The organism is Niastella sp. OAS944 (assembly GCA_024809215.1).
In the GTDB taxonomy this organism is placed as follows: Bacteria; Bacteroidota; Bacteroidia; order Chitinophagales; family Chitinophagaceae; genus Niastella.
On record JANUBW010000001.1, the window covers coordinates 1,313,461 to 1,331,031 of the forward strand.

General features: G+C 44.4%; 13 protein-coding genes. 2 read left to right on the forward strand and 11 right to left on the reverse strand.

The genetic code is table 11. The annotated features are described in order from the left end of the window. Positions 1 to 122 precede the first annotated feature (122 nt). The gene (locus tag GGD38_RS05035) at positions 123 to 1,604 is read right to left on the reverse strand and encodes a PLP-dependent aminotransferase family protein (RefSeq protein ID WP_375299112.1); all 1,482 of its coding nucleotides are present in this window, start codon (positions 1,602 to 1,604) and stop codon (positions 123 to 125) included. A gap of 87 nt (positions 1,605 to 1,691) precedes the next feature. Between GGD38_RS05035 and GGD38_RS05040 the strand changes: the two genes are divergently transcribed. Then, positions 1,692 to 2,330 (forward strand): pyridoxamine 5'-phosphate oxidase family protein, encoded by a 639-nt coding sequence (locus tag GGD38_RS05040; protein ID WP_375299111.1) that lies wholly within the window; start codon positions 1,692 to 1,694, stop codon positions 2,328 to 2,330. Between the two features lie 76 nt (positions 2,331 to 2,406). On the opposite strand, the gene GGD38_RS05045 is transcribed toward GGD38_RS05040, so the two are convergent. From GGD38_RS05045 to GGD38_RS05090, 10 genes are all read right to left on the reverse strand, one after another. Beyond that, positions 2,407 to 3,474, reverse strand: a complete 1,068-nt coding sequence (locus GGD38_RS05045) for a hypothetical protein (RefSeq protein WP_375299110.1) — start codon at positions 3,472 to 3,474, stop codon at positions 2,407 to 2,409. Positions 3,475 to 3,673: 199 nt separating this feature from the next. Then, positions 3,674 to 5,047 (reverse strand): T9SS type A sorting domain-containing protein, encoded by a 1,374-nt coding sequence (locus GGD38_RS05050; RefSeq protein WP_375299109.1) that lies wholly within the window; start codon positions 5,045 to 5,047, stop codon positions 3,674 to 3,676. 11 nt (positions 5,048 to 5,058) lie between these two features. Next, positions 5,059 to 6,453: a T9SS type A sorting domain-containing protein gene (locus GGD38_RS05055; RefSeq protein WP_375299108.1), complete on the reverse strand. Its 1,395-nt coding sequence runs from the start codon at positions 6,451 to 6,453 to the stop codon at positions 5,059 to 5,061. 302 nt (positions 6,454 to 6,755) lie between these two features. After that, positions 6,756 to 8,024, reverse strand: coding sequence for an NAD-dependent dihydropyrimidine dehydrogenase subunit PreA (gene preA / locus GGD38_RS05060; RefSeq protein ID WP_375299107.1), 1,269 nt, complete (start codon positions 8,022 to 8,024; stop codon positions 6,756 to 6,758). Between the two features lie 23 nt (positions 8,025 to 8,047). Continuing rightward, positions 8,048 to 9,388: an NAD(P)-dependent oxidoreductase gene (locus GGD38_RS05065; RefSeq protein ID WP_375299106.1), complete on the reverse strand. Its 1,341-nt coding sequence runs from the start codon at positions 9,386 to 9,388 to the stop codon at positions 8,048 to 8,050. A 161-nt stretch (positions 9,389 to 9,549) separates the two neighbouring features. Next, positions 9,550 to 10,416: a nitrilase-related carbon-nitrogen hydrolase gene (locus tag GGD38_RS05070; protein WP_375303777.1), complete on the reverse strand. Its 867-nt coding sequence runs from the start codon at positions 10,414 to 10,416 to the stop codon at positions 9,550 to 9,552. A 66-nt stretch (positions 10,417 to 10,482) separates the two neighbouring features. Then, complete coding sequence (hydA, locus tag GGD38_RS05075; protein ID WP_375299104.1) at positions 10,483 to 11,865, reverse strand: dihydropyrimidinase; 1,383 nt, start codon at positions 11,863 to 11,865, stop codon at positions 10,483 to 10,485. After that, a complete protein-coding gene (locus tag GGD38_RS05080) occupies positions 11,849 to 13,333 on the reverse strand; it encodes an NCS1 family nucleobase:cation symporter-1 (RefSeq protein WP_375299103.1) in 1,485 nt (494 codons plus the stop codon). The genes hydA and GGD38_RS05080 overlap by 17 nt, the downstream gene beginning before the upstream one ends. An 83-nt stretch (positions 13,334 to 13,416) precedes the next feature. Beyond that, the gene (locus GGD38_RS05085; RefSeq protein WP_375299102.1) at positions 13,417 to 14,769 is read right to left on the reverse strand and encodes an aminotransferase class III-fold pyridoxal phosphate-dependent enzyme; all 1,353 of its coding nucleotides are present in this window, start codon (positions 14,767 to 14,769) and stop codon (positions 13,417 to 13,419) included. A 341-nt stretch (positions 14,770 to 15,110) separates the two neighbouring features. Beyond that, positions 15,111 to 16,568: a CoA-acylating methylmalonate-semialdehyde dehydrogenase gene (locus GGD38_RS05090; protein WP_375299101.1), complete on the reverse strand. Its 1,458-nt coding sequence runs from the start codon at positions 16,566 to 16,568 to the stop codon at positions 15,111 to 15,113. A gap of 117 nt (positions 16,569 to 16,685) precedes the next feature. On the opposite strand from GGD38_RS05090, the gene GGD38_RS05095 reads away from it, so the two are divergent. After that, complete coding sequence (locus tag GGD38_RS05095) at positions 16,686 to 17,156, forward strand: Lrp/AsnC family transcriptional regulator (RefSeq protein ID WP_375299100.1); 471 nt, start codon at positions 16,686 to 16,688, stop codon at positions 17,154 to 17,156. The last annotated feature ends 415 nt before the right edge of the window (positions 17,157 to 17,571 follow it).

Consider the following 17,571-nt stretch of genomic DNA (forward strand, 5'->3'; position numbering starts at 1 on the left):
CGGGATCAGTTTTTATCAGGCTGTTCGCCGCTAAGCGTCAGCGCAGGCGGAAAAACTAAAAACTGAGAACTGAGAACTGAGAACTGAGAACTATGAACTGAACAACTGAATAACTGAATAACTCAATAACCACAGTCCTTTAATACCCTCCGCAAAATTTCAACACAATCTTCTAACTCATCAGGCGTTGAAGACGCAAATCCTAATCGCGTAGCATTCAGTACCGGCAACACGTCATCATTTCTATAGCCGGGCGAAAAGAACAGATCATACTTCAGGGCCTTTTGAGCAAGGATGTTTAAATCAATCGATGGATCAAAATGTGTCCACACTGCCATACCACCCACCGGCACCTGAAATTGTATATGCTCGCTGAGTTCATTCTTTAACAACTCACAAAACACATCGCGCCGCTGGCGGTAGGTACGCATACTCTTTCGCAGGTATCGCTGTATAATACCATTCTGCAACAACTCGGCAATGGCATTTTCTAACATATTATCACCCTGCCGGTCAATGATGCGACGCAATTGCCCCAGGTGACGGATCACATTTTCCGAAGCCACCAAATAGCCTACCCGAAAAGCCGGTGAAATACTTTTTGTAAAAGAACCACAATACAACACCATACCCGCTTTATCGGCACTGGCCAATGGCAACAGCGGCTTGCTGAGGTAATGAAAATCGTAATCATAATCATCTTCGAAGATGATAAAGCCAAACTGCTCGGCCAACCGAAGTAGTTCAATGCGGCGGTCGGCCCTTAAAGCTGTAGTTGTTGGGTAGAAATGATGCGAGGTCACATACACCATACGTACCCGCTGTTTGCGGCAAATATCTGCCAGCGCTTCTACAACAATGCCATGCTCATCAACCGGTATTTTTATAAGTTGGGTGCCAGCCTGCAAAAAATTCATATTGGCGCCGTTGTAATTCAACTCCCCTACTACTGCAATATCGCCTGGTTGTAAAAAAGCGGTACACGAAAGATACAAACCCATCACCGTACCACGGGTAATTATGATATTCTCTGCCGTTACCTTTAACCCGCGGGTATCGTTCAAATAATCGGCCAGTACCTGGCGCAACCACAGCGAGCCCAATGTATCGCCATAACCTAAACGAACATAAGGATTGCCGGTAAGCAGTTGACTGCGGTATGCGCGCGCCAGTTCTTCCAAAGGCGCAAGCCGCGAATCGGGAAACCCATCATCCAAATGGTATTTGTGCTTCGACCATACTGTCGGTTTTTCAAGATGCGGTGCCGCATCAAACTCAAACCCGGCTACATGCGCTGGGTTAATGGGTTTGGTAGCCCCCTTCAGCAAACTGCGCGGATGTATTTCCGGTAAGTGTTTGGCAACATAAGTACCGCTGCCGGTACGGCTTTCGAGCCAGCCCTGGGCCAGCAGTTCATCATAAGCCTGAATTACAGTTTTGCGATGCACCTGCACCCAGTTGGCCATTTGGCGTGTGCTGGGCAGGCGATGCCCTGCCTGTAAATTGCCTTCTTTTATAAATACCATTAACTGGTTGGCAATCTGTAGGTATACAGGTTGTATACTGTCTTTATCTATCGAAATAAGGGTTGAAAGTGCCTGCATGGTAAAAAGTGGACTACCGGCTTTATAAAAACCGGATGATTATCCCCATCCAATAAAGGTACAATTTTGTAAAAAAACCAAGCAACCATGGCTCCACAATCTCATCTTATTCCCAGCAGGTCGGCCAAAAGAGCGCATTATGATAAAGAGACCATTTACCCCATTTTAGACGAAGCGCTTTTCTGCACAATTAGTTATGTATATGAAAACAAACCATTTTCAATTCCCACCGCTTTTGTGCGATATGAGAACAAATTGTACATCCACGGTTCGGTGGGCAGTCATTTTATTTGGGAATTGGAAAAAGGCATACCCGTTTGCATTTCGGTAACGCTGCTCGATGCCCTGGTGGTTGCCAAATCGGCCTTTTCTCATTCGGTAAATTACCGCTCGGTGGTACTTTTTTCACAAGGCGTTAAAATTGAAGAACCACAATTGAAATTCGATGTACTGGAATGGCTTACTAATAAAATAGTACCTAACAGCTGGGATTACCTGCGGCCGATGAAAGAAAATGAAGTGAAGAAAACAACTGTGATCGCTTTTGATATTGATGAAGCCTCTGCAAAAATACGCACAGGTATGCCCAATGATGAAGCGGAAGACAAACCATTACCCATTTGGTCGGGCATTATTCCTATTGAAACCATTCGCCGCGATCCGCAACCCGATGAGTTGAGTGTAGATATTCCAATGCCCGCACACTTGTTACCAGGCGCTAAATAATTTACTCCTGTTTCAGGCTTATAACAGGATTCAACATAGCGATTTTGATACAACTGCTGTTCAGTATTGAAGAACATCACACTTTATTGGGCACTGGTTTTACCGGCGCTTCCACTACGGGTGCGGTTACTGGTATTTTATTCCGCTGGCGGTATAATATAAAACCATAGGCAAACATAGAAAGGGCCACAATGGCAATAAGCACACTCCATTTTTTGCTGCTGTTATCAAGCGAATGTTTGCTATCGTTATACCTGTCAACCGTTAATAATTGTTCACCATTCATGGTAAGGCTATAGGTGTAGATGGTTGTCCACTCGTAGTGTTTTTCAAAATAACCCGGTACTTCGGTTTTTGTGATCTTTACCGCGTATTCATGTTTAAGAATGCTCACTTCAACCGGTGTTCCCTTTGTTGCTTCTTTCAATTTATTTTGACTGATAGAATTAAAACCCACACCATCTATATGAAAGTTAATACCGGGATATTCCAGCAAATACAATTGCATATAACTATATGCATTCCTGTTGGTAGGTCCTTTTATTTCCGGCGGCATGCTCAAACGGCCGGTTAAGGTTATCAACTTGCTTCCGTCTATCGAAAATTCAGGTAAGATGATTGATTTGATGGTAAAACCAAACAGAAAAGCGCCTGCTACCATCAGCAACACCCCCACCCCTCTGTTCTCATATTTTGAATGGCGAGTAATGGGCAGATCGAACTTGCGTTTTATTTTCCATTTTAGCAATTGCTGTACGAGGTCAGCATAATTGTTGATCAGCGGTTCGGGCAACACCACATCTTCAGCCGATGTTTTAAGAATTAAATAATTGATCTGTTTGCGGGTAGTTTCTGAAAACGCGGTTATATCGTCCTTATTGACCATACGAACAGAAAAACGCCATTTTATAGTAAGCTGATCTTCATAAATATCAACGGCTTTAAAGCCTTGCATGGTTACCAGCAGAATAAAAAAGAAGAAAAGTGAAAGGCTGGTAGCGGCTACCAATACGTCAATTTGCACATGCCTGAACGCAAACGCATGCCGGAAAATAAAAAACGAAATAACCGACATCATGGCAAAAAGGATGAGGATCAAAAGCCATTGCCGGTTGTTAAAAGTACCTTTTGATATTGGCGCCATGGTTGTAAAGTACTTTATCCCCCGCTTTTTTAAAAGCAAATGCCTGAAAAAAATTGTAACGGGGGATAAAATACCGAAGTAAGAGGTAAGAAGTAGGAAGTAAGAAGATCCCTAATTTTGAACCCTCCTACTTCCGCCTTTGTATTTCCTACTTCTTACATCCTACTTCATATTCTTAAATTCCAGACCTTTCATTTACTCACTTAACAAACTTTTGTACAACCTGGTGGCCATCCTTCGCATAAGCCAATATATACACGCCGGGCCTTAAAGAAGAAATATCAATCCGGTTCGAACCCGGCCTAAGCTGCAACACCTGCCGCCCCGTAATATCGTATATCCGTATCGGAACACCGGCCAGCCCCTGCGCTTCAAAGAATTTGATCTCCTGCTGCCCCGGCTGGTTCGAGATCCTTTCGGTGGTAGTTTGTACCCGCGCTGTTGCGGAACCTATCACCAGGGAAGACACCTTATCGTTCCAGCCATCATCAACCAAACAGGCGTCACTGGTTGTTTTGCCAAGGGTGCTTCCGGCGTAATTGTCGTCCCAGTATAAGGTAACCGAATAACCGCTTTCTACCGTCAGTGAGGAGATATCATCATTTAAAATACCATATGACCGCAGTTTGGTAAGCGTGTAGCTGCCAGCGGCCAGGCTAACCGCATACCCTGTATAATTACAATCTTTAAAGAACCGGGCAGCCGCAGTATTTACGGCCCCACCGCCAAATACCTTATTGATAGCGGCAGCATATGCCTCTGTGCCGGTAGTATTATCAAAGTCATCGTACAACCACATAAAACCACCGTCAACCCCGCAATTGTTCTTCCAGGTAGTTAACTGGCTTTGCACCTGGCTGGTTGTTTTTTCAGCATCCCACAAACCGGCATACACCGGTATGCTGCCGAAATTCCAGTTACAGGGATTGTTGCCTGCCCCACCAGCATAGCATTGCAGATCAACCCGGTCAACGGTACCGGGGCGTTGATTATTGGTATTGGTGGCAACGCCTGTCCAAAAGGAAGAAGCCGTATACGGCACCAACGATACCTTAAAGCCCAGATCACTAAGCATTACTGCCAGGGCTGTGGCCGATGTTACATCGTAAGTGCTTTCATCGTCGAACCCAATAGCATCAAGTGCCGGAAAGGTATTTTTCAATGCCTGAAAATTGCGATAGAGAATACTGGTAGAGCCAGTGCCTTGCGAATTGATGAGGTTCCGTATGTTGGCAAAGGTAGAAGAGCCCCAGGCGCTTAAACAAAACTCAACCCGGTTTATGCTGGTGGGCGCCGATTTCAATGACGCAATATCACCGGCAAAATTGGGATAAGCTGACGCACCTACATAAGCGCCGTTCTGCACCAATGGGAACTCGGCATTAAAATTAAAATTACCACTGGCATCTATGTGAATGGTCCATACTACTACACATGTATAACCCGAACCTTTTAACTCACTTATTGAATAACTCCGGTTCTTGTATACAGGACCACCAGCGTAAATTCCTGAATTAGCCAGTAATGATTGAGTTAAACATATGAGCAGGCAAACGTTTATTATGTATTTCATAATTGTAACTGTTATTGTTTCACAAACCTTTTTACTACACGCTTATCATTGTTTATTACCATCAGGGTATAAACCCCTGCGGTTAATCGTCGCACATCAATACTGTTCGACGTATACCTTGTGGTTAATACTTCTCTGCCTGTTACATCAAGCACCTTAATGGTTGCTCCGGCCAACGGTTGTGAAGTATTGAACCGTAATTCATGTGCAACCGGGTTGGGATAAATAAGCAGTTCTTTATTAACAGGCACCTCCGTTGCAGACCTTGCGGTAGCAGCGCTTGCTGCTGATATTTTTAACGAAGAAGCTTTATCATTCCATCCATTGGCCACCAGGCAACTATTGTCGGCAGTAAGGGTAAGCACAGTACCGCCGAAATTATCGTCCCAATACAATTGCACCTGGTAACCGCTGTTCACTTTTACCGATGAAATATCATCATTCAACACGCCCATGTTCTGTAATTGGTTTAATGTATAATTACCAACACCGAGAGCAGATACATAGCCGCCATAATTACAATTTTTATACACACTTACTACTCCGGTACCATATGCGAAAGGAAAATCATTACGTGCCTGGTTGAATTGTGTTTCAAAGGTGGTGGTCCAGCCAAAAGCTGCCGTAGCTAATGGTTTCAGGCTTATCCCGGCAGCGCCACTCCAGAAATGAATGAATTCGCCCCAGTTCATATCGCGGCTATAGCTGTTACCGCTTTTAGGAAAATACTGAGCTAAGTATTGAAAGAAACGGTTCAACACCTGCGTGCCGCCATAATTGTGATATATTGGGTAGAACCAATCGCGGAACCAATGGGTGCCGGCCACCGGAAAATTATCGGTTGTATTTTGCAGTTGGTTATACCAGCGGGTTGCTTCACTTGTTTTGCCCAACCCCAGGTATACATCATAAATAAAGATCTCGGCCCATTTGCTATCGCCCCAAATGGGAAATGCGGGCGAACCATGAATGCCTTTGCTGGCGCCTTCTACAATATGCGCCACTTCATGTGTGGTTATATCAAGATCGCCACCGGTACCACTTGTCCAGGGGCCGGCGCCTACATCAATTACATTACGGTTGTCGTGGCTGGCATCGAAATAAGTAGAGGGATGGCCGCCACTGTATTTATTGGTATGAAAAATAGCGAACAGGTGCGGGTCGGTACCAAAGCTGCCATACACATTTTTTGTATAACGCCACACATCACCCATATATGTATAAGGCCAGGTAACGGAACTGCTAACATCATTGTCGTAATACACAGCTACATCATTATCAAAGAACTTACGATTAAGCAGCTGATTGTGTTCAAACCAATGCTCCTGCCAGGTTGCCGGGGGAGTTTGAGCTAATGCCGTTTGCAGAAGAATGCTTAGAAATAAAGTGTAAACGATTTGTTTCATAGTTAAAGTTTATTAGTTATTGAGTTGTTCAGTTTGGTAGTGCAATACAAACCCGTTTCGGTGCTTTGTGCTTTGAGTGAAAGCAAAAGATCACCGATGCTCCTTTTACAGGAACAGCATACTTTTCCTATTCAATAAATTGATCTGAGTGGTACAAATAGCCTTTACAGGGAGTGGGCCTTTCTGATTTTTACTTGTGCGTTATGACAATACTAATTTACCTTGTTTAGCAAGTACGGGCCAATAAAAAGGTTGCCCCGGTGGGAAATATTTTTATTCACATAAGTTCCTTCGTATATATCTTAGTGATCGTTCAATGGCAGGCCGCGTTTTTGAAACTCTAACCAGTTTACATAATCGGGTCCTTTGCGTTGCTCAACCATGGTAATGCAATCATCAACCGGACAAATAAGCTTGCATAAATTACAACCTACACATTCATCTTCTTTAATGGTATATGTATTGTATGGCTTACCATAAATGAGGTTGATCGATTGATGCGATCCATCTTCACAGGCAATATAACACAGCCCGCAGTGGATACATTTTGTTTGATCTATATTGGCAACAATATGATAATTAATATCCAGTTCTTCCCAATGCGTAAGATGCGGCACCGATTTACCTATAAAATCATCGATGGCCTTAAATCCTTTTTCATCCATCCAGTTGTTCAGGCCTTCGCACATATCTTCCACAATCCGAAAACCATGTTTCATTGCTGCCGTACATACCTGTACGGTAGTAGCACCTAAGAGCATAAATTCAACCGCATCTTTCCAGGTACTTACACCACCAATACCCGATACCGGTACTTTAGCTGTAACGGGGTCCTGACTAATAGTAGCCAGCATTTTTAGCGCAATGGGTTTTACGGCCGGACCGCAATAGCCGCCAAATACAGATTTACCCGCCACGTATGGATTAGGAACAAAGGTATCGAGGTCGATACCTGTAACCGATTGTATGGTATTTATTAATGAAAGGGCATTGGAGCCGGCTTCAACAGCAGCCTTACCAGTTGGCACCACCGAATGTACATTGGGTGTAAGTTTGGTAATAACAGGAATGGTTGCTTTTTCCATAACCCATTCCACTACCAGGCGGGCTATTTCAGGGTCCTGCCCTACCACTGCCCCCATACCGCGTTCGGTCATTCCGTGCGGACAACCGAAATTCAGTTCCAGCCCATGTGCACCGGTATCTTCTACCTGCGCTATAAGCTCATGCCATTTCTCGCGGGTATTATCGGCCATCAGCGAAACGATCATGGCTCTATCGGGGAATAACTTAATACACTCTTTTATTTCGCGCAGGTTAAGTTCCAATGGCCGGTCGCTGATGAGTTCAATATTATTAAGCCCCATTACCTTGGAGCCATTATAGTTCACAGCAGAATAACGGCTCGATACATTCTTCACCTGGCTACCCAATGTTTTCCATACCACTCCACCCCAGCCGGCTTCAAAGGCCCGCAGCACATTGATCTTTTTATCGGTTGGCGGGGCACTTGCCAGCCAAAACGGATTTGGTGATTTTATGCCGAGGAAGTTCGCAGATATATCTGCCATAAAAAAGTTTTTAGTTGCTACGTTTATAAACCTAAATATTTAAGAATAGAAGCCGCACTATCCTTACCTGCCTGTACAGCATCAACAACTTCTTTTCCACCATTCACACAATCGCCGCCGGCAAAAACACCGGCTATATTGGTAGCGCCATCCTTTTGCGCAACGATCTTTCCATTTGAATGCTGCAGTTGGCTGTTGTTTACCAATTCAGAAAAAGGAATTTGTCCGGCCGCTTTTATCACCATATCAACATCCAATGTAAACGTCTCCCCTGTTTCTATGGGCGACCGGCGACCGCTCACATCTGGTTCGCCCAATTGCATCAGGTTGCATACAAGATGTGTTACTTTTCCATTTGCACCATTTAATACTGCCGGCGCCGCCAGCCAAATAACGCGGCACCCATCCAGTTTGGCAATATTCAATTCTTCTTCAGTACAAGGCATTTCTTCCTGTGTTCTACGATACACCAGGGTAACGTCTTTGGCGCCTAAGCGTTTGGCTTGTGTGGCGGCATCGATGGCCGTCATACCCATTCCTATTACCACTACCTTATCACCTACAGGCACCTCTTCGTATACACCGGCACGTATGTTATAAATGAATTTAATGGCATCCACAACACCCATTAGTTCTTCACCCTGAATATCCAGTTGCCGGGCCAGCCCAACACCAAACCCCAGGAATACCGCATCATAATTATTCTTCAATTCCTGGAGAGATATATTCTTACCCAACTCCTGGTTGTATTTAATATCAATGCCACCCAGCGATGTTATGTAATTCACTTCATCTTCACAAAACCGCGGTGTTACCTTGTAAGCAGCAATACCATATGTCATTAAACCACCGCCCTTGCTTTCTTTTTCATAAATAGTTACATCAACACCTTCGCGGCTTAATACATGCGCACAACTCAATCCGGCCGGCCCTGCTCCTACTATTGCCACACGTTTACCAATTGAAGGCTTGCGCTCAAACAGCTTCCACTTCTTTTCCATAGCCTGTTCGGTTGAATAGCGCTGCAGGCGGGCAATAGGTATGGGTGGTTCTTCCAACAAATTATATACACAGGCGCCTTCGCATAATTTCTCAACCGGACAAACCCGCGAACAACCAGCCCCCATAATGTTAGAAACAAAAATAGTGTGTGCCGATCCTTTTACATTATCTGTACTGATCTGCTTGATGAACTTGGGTATGTTTATGCTGGTAGGACAACTTTTAGTACAGGGGGCGTCATAACAAAACAAACAACGATTGGCTTCAACCAGCGCCGATTCTCTACTATCGAACGGTGGGTGAATATCGCTGAAATTTTGATCGTATTGTTCAGCCGTTAACCGGTTGTTTTTGATAGACATGTTTTATTCCAGATTTCAGTTTCAATTTCGGGTCGCAAGATTCAGGTTGCAGGTTACAAGTTTCAGGTTTCAGGGGTTCCGATAATCGCAAAACCCGATACCTTTCAGCCCGCCGCACTTAGCGCCCTGCAACATGCAACCTGCAACTTGTAACAGTATCATTATAACTCAACCAACTTCCCATATGTCTCAGGTCTCCTGTCTCTGTAAAACTGCCAAATACTCCTTACCTCTTCAATCATGTCGAGATTAAACTCGGCCACCAGCAGTTCATCATTATCTTCTGAAGCCTGCGCAAATATTTGTCCGCGCGGATCAACAAAATAACTGGAACCATAAAACTTACCCAGGTTCCAGGGCTTCTCCTCACCTACACGATTTATACAACCCATAAAATATCCATTTGCAGCAGCATGAGCCGGTTGCTCCAGCTTCCATAGGTATTGCGATAAACCTGCAACGGTGGCAGAGGGATTATAAACGATCTCTGCACCATTCAAACCCAGTACTCTGGCCCCATCGGGAAAATGCCGGTCATAACAGATATACACACCTATTTTTGCATATTTGGTTTGAAAGACGGGATAACCCAAATTACCTGGTTTAAAGAAAAACTTCTCCCAAAAGCCCGATGTATGTGGTATATGGTTCTTACGGTATTTTCCAAGATAGGTTCCGTCGGCGTCTATCACAGCTGCGGTATTATATAACACACCGGCCTGTTCCTTTTCATATACAGGAACAATCATCACCATATTGTATTTTTTAGCGTATTCAGCCATACGTTCCGTTGTTGGCCCCGGTACTGTTTCAGCCGATTCGTACCAGGCCCTATCCTGGCCCGGACAGAAATACGGCGTATTAAAGATCTCCTGCAGGCAAAGTATTTGCACGCCCTGCTCACCAGCCCGTTCAATATATGGAATATGCTTTTGCACCATCGCTTCCTTTATCTCTTCTATTGTGCCCTCCCCTTCTGTCTTTGGCAAACTCATTTGTATTAAACCCGATTTTGTTATTCTTGACATAGGTTTTGGTATTGAGTTTTTGTATTTTATTTGGTTCTTGGATCTTATGATTTGAGATTTTTGGTATTATATTTTTTGTTGAACTTTGTTACGCTTAATGAATTTCCCATATCCTTTCTCAATAAAACACTGTTCATTATCTATTGCAACTTTTCCGCGCAGCACAACTGTTTTTACTTTTCCGGTAATGGGCCAGCCTTCATACGCCGAATAATCAACATTCATATGATGCGTAGCGGCCGACAGCTCATGTTCTTCATTGGGATCAAAGATCACGATATCGGCATCGCTGCCCGGCGCCAGTGTTCCCTTGCGGGGAAACATGCCAAATATTTTTGCGGGGTTGGTACAGGCTACTTCTACATACTTATTCAAACTGATCTTTCCCTTATGCACACCCTCACTGAATAATAACTCCATCCGGTTCTCAATAGCCGGATGCCCGTTGGGAATTTTTGAAAAATCATCTTTACCCATCAGCTTTTGCTCCCACTTAAACGGACAATGGTCTGTTGCCACTACCTGCACCAGACCCTGGTTAATGCCGGCCCATAATGTTTCCTGATCTTTTGGCTGACGTAACGGCGGGCTCATCACCCATTTAGCGCCATCAAAATCTTTTTCATATAAAGAGGCGTCGAGGATCAGGTATTGAATACAGGTTTCAACAAACACTTTCTGATTGCGCCGGGTTGCATTACGCACCGCATTCAGCGCGCCTTCACAGGTAAGGTGTACTATATAACCGGGGCAACCGGTGTACCAGGTCATATCAACAAATCGCTCTGAAGCTTCGGCCTCCGTTATCTCGGGCTGCGACAAATAATGATACAAAGGCGATAATTTCTTTTCGGCACGATGTTTTGCTACCAGGTAATCGATCATATCGCCATTGGTGGCGTGTACATTTATCAGACCGCCATTTGCCTTTACTTCTTCCATAAGGCCAATCATTTGCCGGTCGTCGATCATCAGCGCGCCTTTATATGCCATAAAGGTTTTAAAGGAAACAATGCCTTCCTGCTCTATCATCTTTTTTATTTCGGCACGCGTGTTATCATTAAAATCGGTGACAGCCATATGAAAGCTGTAATCACCTACACAGTTATTGTCACTTCGTGAGCGCCATTCATCCAGGGCACTCTGCAATGAATTACCCTGCTTTTGCAGAATAAAATCAATGACCATAGTGGTGCCGCCAAACAAAGCAGCGCGGGTGCCTGTTTCGTAATTGTCGCTTGAGAATGTGCCCATAAATGGCATATCGAGGTGCACATGGGGGTCAATACCACCCGGGAAAACCAGTTTGCCCGAAGCATCTATTTCAGTTTCTGCTTCTACGTTCAGGTTTTTTCCTATAGTCTGTATGGTTTCACCTTCCACATAAATATCGGCAGTGAAATCGGCGTCGGCAGTTATGATCCGTCCGTTTTTAATCAATAGCGACATGAAATGTTTCTTCTTTTGCAGTGAGAGAATCAGATACCAGCGGCTTATACTTACGCATCATGAGCAGGTAAGTAAATCCGGAAATAAAGAAGCCAACAAACCAGGCATAGTTATATAAATGTGAGATCCAGCCAGGCACACTATCTGCCGGCATCACTTTAATAGTAGTGAGAAAACCCGGAATATTAGGCACTATGCCTAACAACAAGGCAATGATGGCGCGATAATTAAAGCCGTTCTTAAAAGTGTATTGCCCGCTTACCTTATACAGATCGGCAGTTGAAAGTTGTTGCTTGCGAATAAAATAATAATCGGCGATCATAATACCACCAACCGGGCCTAACAAACTTGAATAAGCAATAAGCCATGTAAAAATATAACCCGTAGGATCGGCGATCAGCTTCCAGGGAAAAATGAGTATTCCTAATACGCCGGTTATATAACCACCTTTGCGAAACGAGATCTTGGAAGGCGCCAGGTTGGCAAAATCATTGGCCGGACTAACAATATTTGCAGCAATATTAGTAGCAAGTGTTGAAATAGCCACAGCGATCATGGCCAGGCTTACAAGAATTTTATTCTCGAACCTGCCGGCCAGTACAACAGGGTCCCAAATGGTATTGCCATAAATAATAGTTGTGGCCGATGTAACCACCACGCCAATAAACGCAAAAAGCGTCATAGAGGGTGGCAAGCCAATGGCCTGACCTTTTATTTGCGCCTGCTGGCTTTTGGCATAGCGGGTAAAATCAGGAATATTAAGCGAAAGGGTTGCCCAAAACCCAACCATTCCCGTTAGTGCCGGAAAGAAAAAATCAGCGAACTGTGCCGCCGTAGTAAACCTGGATGGTTGTTGTAGAATAGGGCCTAATCCATTGGATGCATTAATAGCCCAAAATAATAAAGCTAATGCGGCCACGGGTAAAAAGATGGCTTTGAACACCAACAGTTTTCTAATGCTTTCAACACCTAAATAAACAATGAACATATTCAAAGCCCAGAAACCTAAAAAGCATATGAATGGTACAGCCTGTGGGAATAAGGCGGACGCATCAATTTCAGGCAACGAAGGACTCCATACCCTTATCATCTGGTATATCGCTGCACCGCCTATCCAGGTTTGAATACCAAACCATCCACAGGCTACAATTGCCCGCAGTATTGCGGGAATATTAGCACCACGTACGCCAAAACTGGCACGGGCAAAAACGGGAAAGGGAATACCATACTTCGCACCGGCATGTCCGTTAAGGATCATCGGTATCAATACAATGGTATTTCCTAAAAATATGGTGAGAATGGCCTGCCACCAATTCATACCACCGCCTATAAGCGAACTGGCCAGCATATACGTAGGAATACAAAGGCTCATGCTGATCCATAGCGCGGCATAGTTCCAGGTATTCCATTTTCGGTTGGTTACCGGAACAGGGGCAAGGTCTTCACTGTATAGCGACTTATTATTCATATCCATAATGTGGTTATTCCATATGGCAATAGCTGCTAGGTTCAGGAAAGCTTGGGGACGGAGTAAAAGGGCAGGTACGTTCTTCAATTTACGAATTCATCGGCAATTGCAATAGCCTCACTTATTATGGCCAGCCCTTCATCAACTTCTTCTTTTGTAATACTTAATGGTGGAGCAAGGAAAATATAGTTCCAGCGAACAAAGGTGTATAGCCCCAATTCCTTCAGTTTCGCCGCCACCTTGTTCATTATAACCATTTCCTCGGGTTTGGCGTTATAGGGCGCCATTGGCTCTTTTGTCGTGCGGTTCTTCACTAATTCAATACACCCCAGCAAACCGGTATTTCTGAAATCGCCAATACTGGGATGTTTCAATTTCAATTTCGCTACCTGTTCATCAATATAATGCCCCATAGTGGCGGCATTCTCTAACAAATTTTCATCCTCATATATTTTCAATGTTTCCAGTGCTGCCGCACAGCTTACGGGGTGTGCCGAATATGTTAAACCAAGCCACAGCATTCGGTCGTTAAAATGCTCGGCAATGGCATCGCTTACTATCAATGCCCCCAGTGGCAGGTAACCGGCCGTTAAACCTTTGGCTGTAGCAATAATATCGGGCACCACGCCATGATAATCTACCCCAAACCATTTACCGGTGCGGCCAAAGCCGCTCATTACCTCGTCGGCAATTAGCAGAATATTATATTTATCGCACAGCGCCCGTACTTTTTGCAAATAATCGGGCGGGTATTTAATACAACCGGATGTACCGCTTTCGCCTTCCATTATTATTGCAGCAATATTACCGGGCCCTTCAAATTCAATAACCCGCTCAATATGGCTTACACATTCGCGACTACACGAAGTGATCTCTTTGCCCCAGGGGCAACGATAGCAATAAGGATCTTCTACATGAACAACATTCGGCACCTGTTGCGAATCGGAAGCCAGTTTACGCGGATCGCCGCCGGCTGTCATAGCCCCATAAGAAGCGCCATGAAATGCACGATAACGTGCAATGATCTTATACCTGCCGGTATATAAACGAGCGAGCTTGATGGCATTCTCAATAGCAGAAGCGCCGCAAACTGTGAACAGGGTTTTGTTTAATCCGGCGGGTGTTACCGATGCCAGTTTCTTACCTAACTCACCACGCACTTTGGTAACGCAACTGGGTGTTACATAACTTACCTGTTGCATCTGCTCCATAACAGCCTGTGTTATTCGTTGGTTGCCATGACCAATGTTCACGTTCATAAGGCCCGACGAGAAATCGATGTATCGCTTGCCATCATGATCATATAAGTAAACGCCTTTGGCGTATTTAACCGCAATGGGCGCAATACCTTTTTGCTTACTCCATGAAAAGAGGGTGTAATCAAGATTATCCTGAATGATCTCCTGGGTTTCTGATATGGTCTCAGTGTTTGACATATTTCAGTTATTGAAGCTTGATCAATATGAGTGTGGTTGTCGGGAAACGTGAAACGGCAAACGTGAAAGGGTCGCTCATTTTAAAGGTTCGCCTTTAGACGGCAATCGTGAATCGGCAATCGGCAATAATACCCGAAACTTCAGGCCTCGCTAATAGTGAAACGGCACCCCAGCCCTTTCTCTGACCTTTGTTAACCTGTCAACATTTCAACTTGTCAACCACAAGTCAACTCATCAACTGGTTAACCTGTCAACTTTTTTATCATCTTTATCACCTCTATCAACTTCATCAACCTGCCTTTCATTATCACATTAGCAAATTATCACATTATCACATTGTTCTAACTCATCCAATTAACCCCCGCCTCCGGATTCCACTTCACCGTCGACTTCTTCAACTTCGTCCAGAATTCTATGGAGCTTTTTCCGGTAATATCGCCTACGCCAAACTTGCTTTCATTCCAGCCGCCAAAAGAGAAAGGTTCGCGAGGTACGGGCACGCCTACATTTACACCTATCATACCGGCGCTGGCCCTATCGATCACATACCGCGCCATACCGCCGTTTTGGGTAAACACTGATGCAGCATTACCATAAGGATTTGCATTTTCAATGGCCAGGGCTTCATCAACGGTATCTGTACGCATGATGCTTATTACCGGACCAAAGATCTCTTCTTTGGCCACCGCCATATCGGGTTTCACATAATCTATAACGGTAGGTCCCACATAGGTGCCTTGTTCTTTACCGGGCACTGTTGTATGCCGGCCATCGAGCAATATTTTTGCGCCCTGGGCCTCCGCTTCCGAAATATAATGTTCAATACGATCCTTCGATTCCTTATTGATCACGGCACCCAGGTTTTCGCCCGGCACTATCTTCTTTGCTTCCTCACATATTTTTTGAATGATATGATCAACATTACCAACGGCCACCATAGCCGAAGCAGCCATGCAACGTTGTCCGGCACAACCGCTCATAGAGGCCGCAACGTTTTGTGCGGTCATGTCGGCTTTGGCGTCGGGCAGAACAAGCAAATGGTTCTTGGCGCCGCCAAGGGCCAAACATCTTTTATAATGATGCGTAGCACGTTGATAAACGATCTTAGCCACTTTGGTGCTGCCAACAAACGACACGGCTGCAATACCCGGATGATCGCAAATAGCATTTACGATGGAGCTGTCGCCATTCACTACATTGAAAACACCATCGGGCAAACCGGCTTCTTTTAACAATTGGGCCAGCCGGCCCACGTTTAACGGCACTTTTTCAGAAGGTTTTATGATCATGCAATTACCAAGAGCAATGGCATTTGGGATGGTCCAGTTAGGCACCATGCTGGGAAAATTGAATGGCACAATAGAAGCAACCACACCCAGCGGTGCATGTTCGGTGCGGCACTCAACGCCCTTGCTTACCTCAAGTATTTCACCGGTAACCAGTTGCGGAAGCGAAGTGGCAAACTCTGTAAGCTCTATGCATTTTTCTATTTCGGCAACGGCCTCGCCAATCGTTTTGCCATTTTCTTCACTAACCAGTGCAGCCAGCTCCTGTAAATGCTTTTCAAGCAAATGCCGGTACCTGAACAATACCTGTACTCTTTCTTTAATAGGCGTATGGCTCCAACCATGAAAAGCTATTTTGGCTGCACGCACCGCTGCATCGAGGTCTTTGGGGGCCGACAGAGGCACTGCAGACAATACTGTACCATCGAGCGGTGATATAACGGGCAGTGTTTGGTCAGTTGACGCATTCACAAACTGTCCATTGATGTAATTTTGAACAGGTGCGTACTTCATGAGCGGTAAATTTTATAACTACATAATTTGCAGAAAGATGGATAGTAATTTAAAAATAATTTAGTACTGTACCAAAAAACAAGCAATATTTTTATTTTTGTAGCATCTTTGTATTGTATGGAGAAAAATGGTTCCCCCCTTGATGAGCTGGATTTTTCAATTTTATCGTGCCTGCAAAAGGACGGCCGGATGTCGTTTACCGTTATTGCAGAAAAATTGAATGTATCTATTGGCACCATTCGTACCCGCGTGAATAAATTAATTGAAGAAGGCACCATTAACATTATTGGGCGTGTAAATCCCGACAAAGTTGGGTTCAGGGCCTATGCACATATTGCTGTGTTTGTACGGCCCGCTACCTTTAAGGAAAAAGTTGCCCAAAAAATATCTAAACGGCCCGAGGTGAGCTTTTTGGCCATGACATCGGGCGATTATGATTTAGAGGTAGATGTAATGTGCCGCGATAATGATCACCTGGTTGAATTTGTTAATGACATTTCTAAAATTGAGGGCGTATATCAAACAAAGACCACGCTGTACTTCAAAGTATACAAATACGCACAGCCCGACCTGAACTTATTGAAATAAGCCACCAATATTTAGTTTATAGTTCCTGGCTGCAATAAACCAGGAACTATAAACCCATCTACCGAATACAGCTGAAAGCTAAAAGCCTAAAGCCGAAGGCTAATACAGCTTCGCGCTTCGCTGTCCGCTGTTGAGGTAACTCAAAACCTGAAACTCTGATTACTTTTTGTATTCCTCGTCAACTCGTCAACGTATCACCCCGTCAACTAACAACTATGTCAATGAGCTTTTGATATCTACAGCAAACATACAACGGTTAAAAATGACCTATCCTGCAATCACCTTGAATAACCTGTTTTGACCTTATTATACCTTGTTTTACCAATAATTATCCCTTTCTGACGCTTTTGTCGCGATTTTAGCCTGTTTTGAATTACTTCAGCACTGGTTCATCTTCGTACCTGGTTCGTTCCAA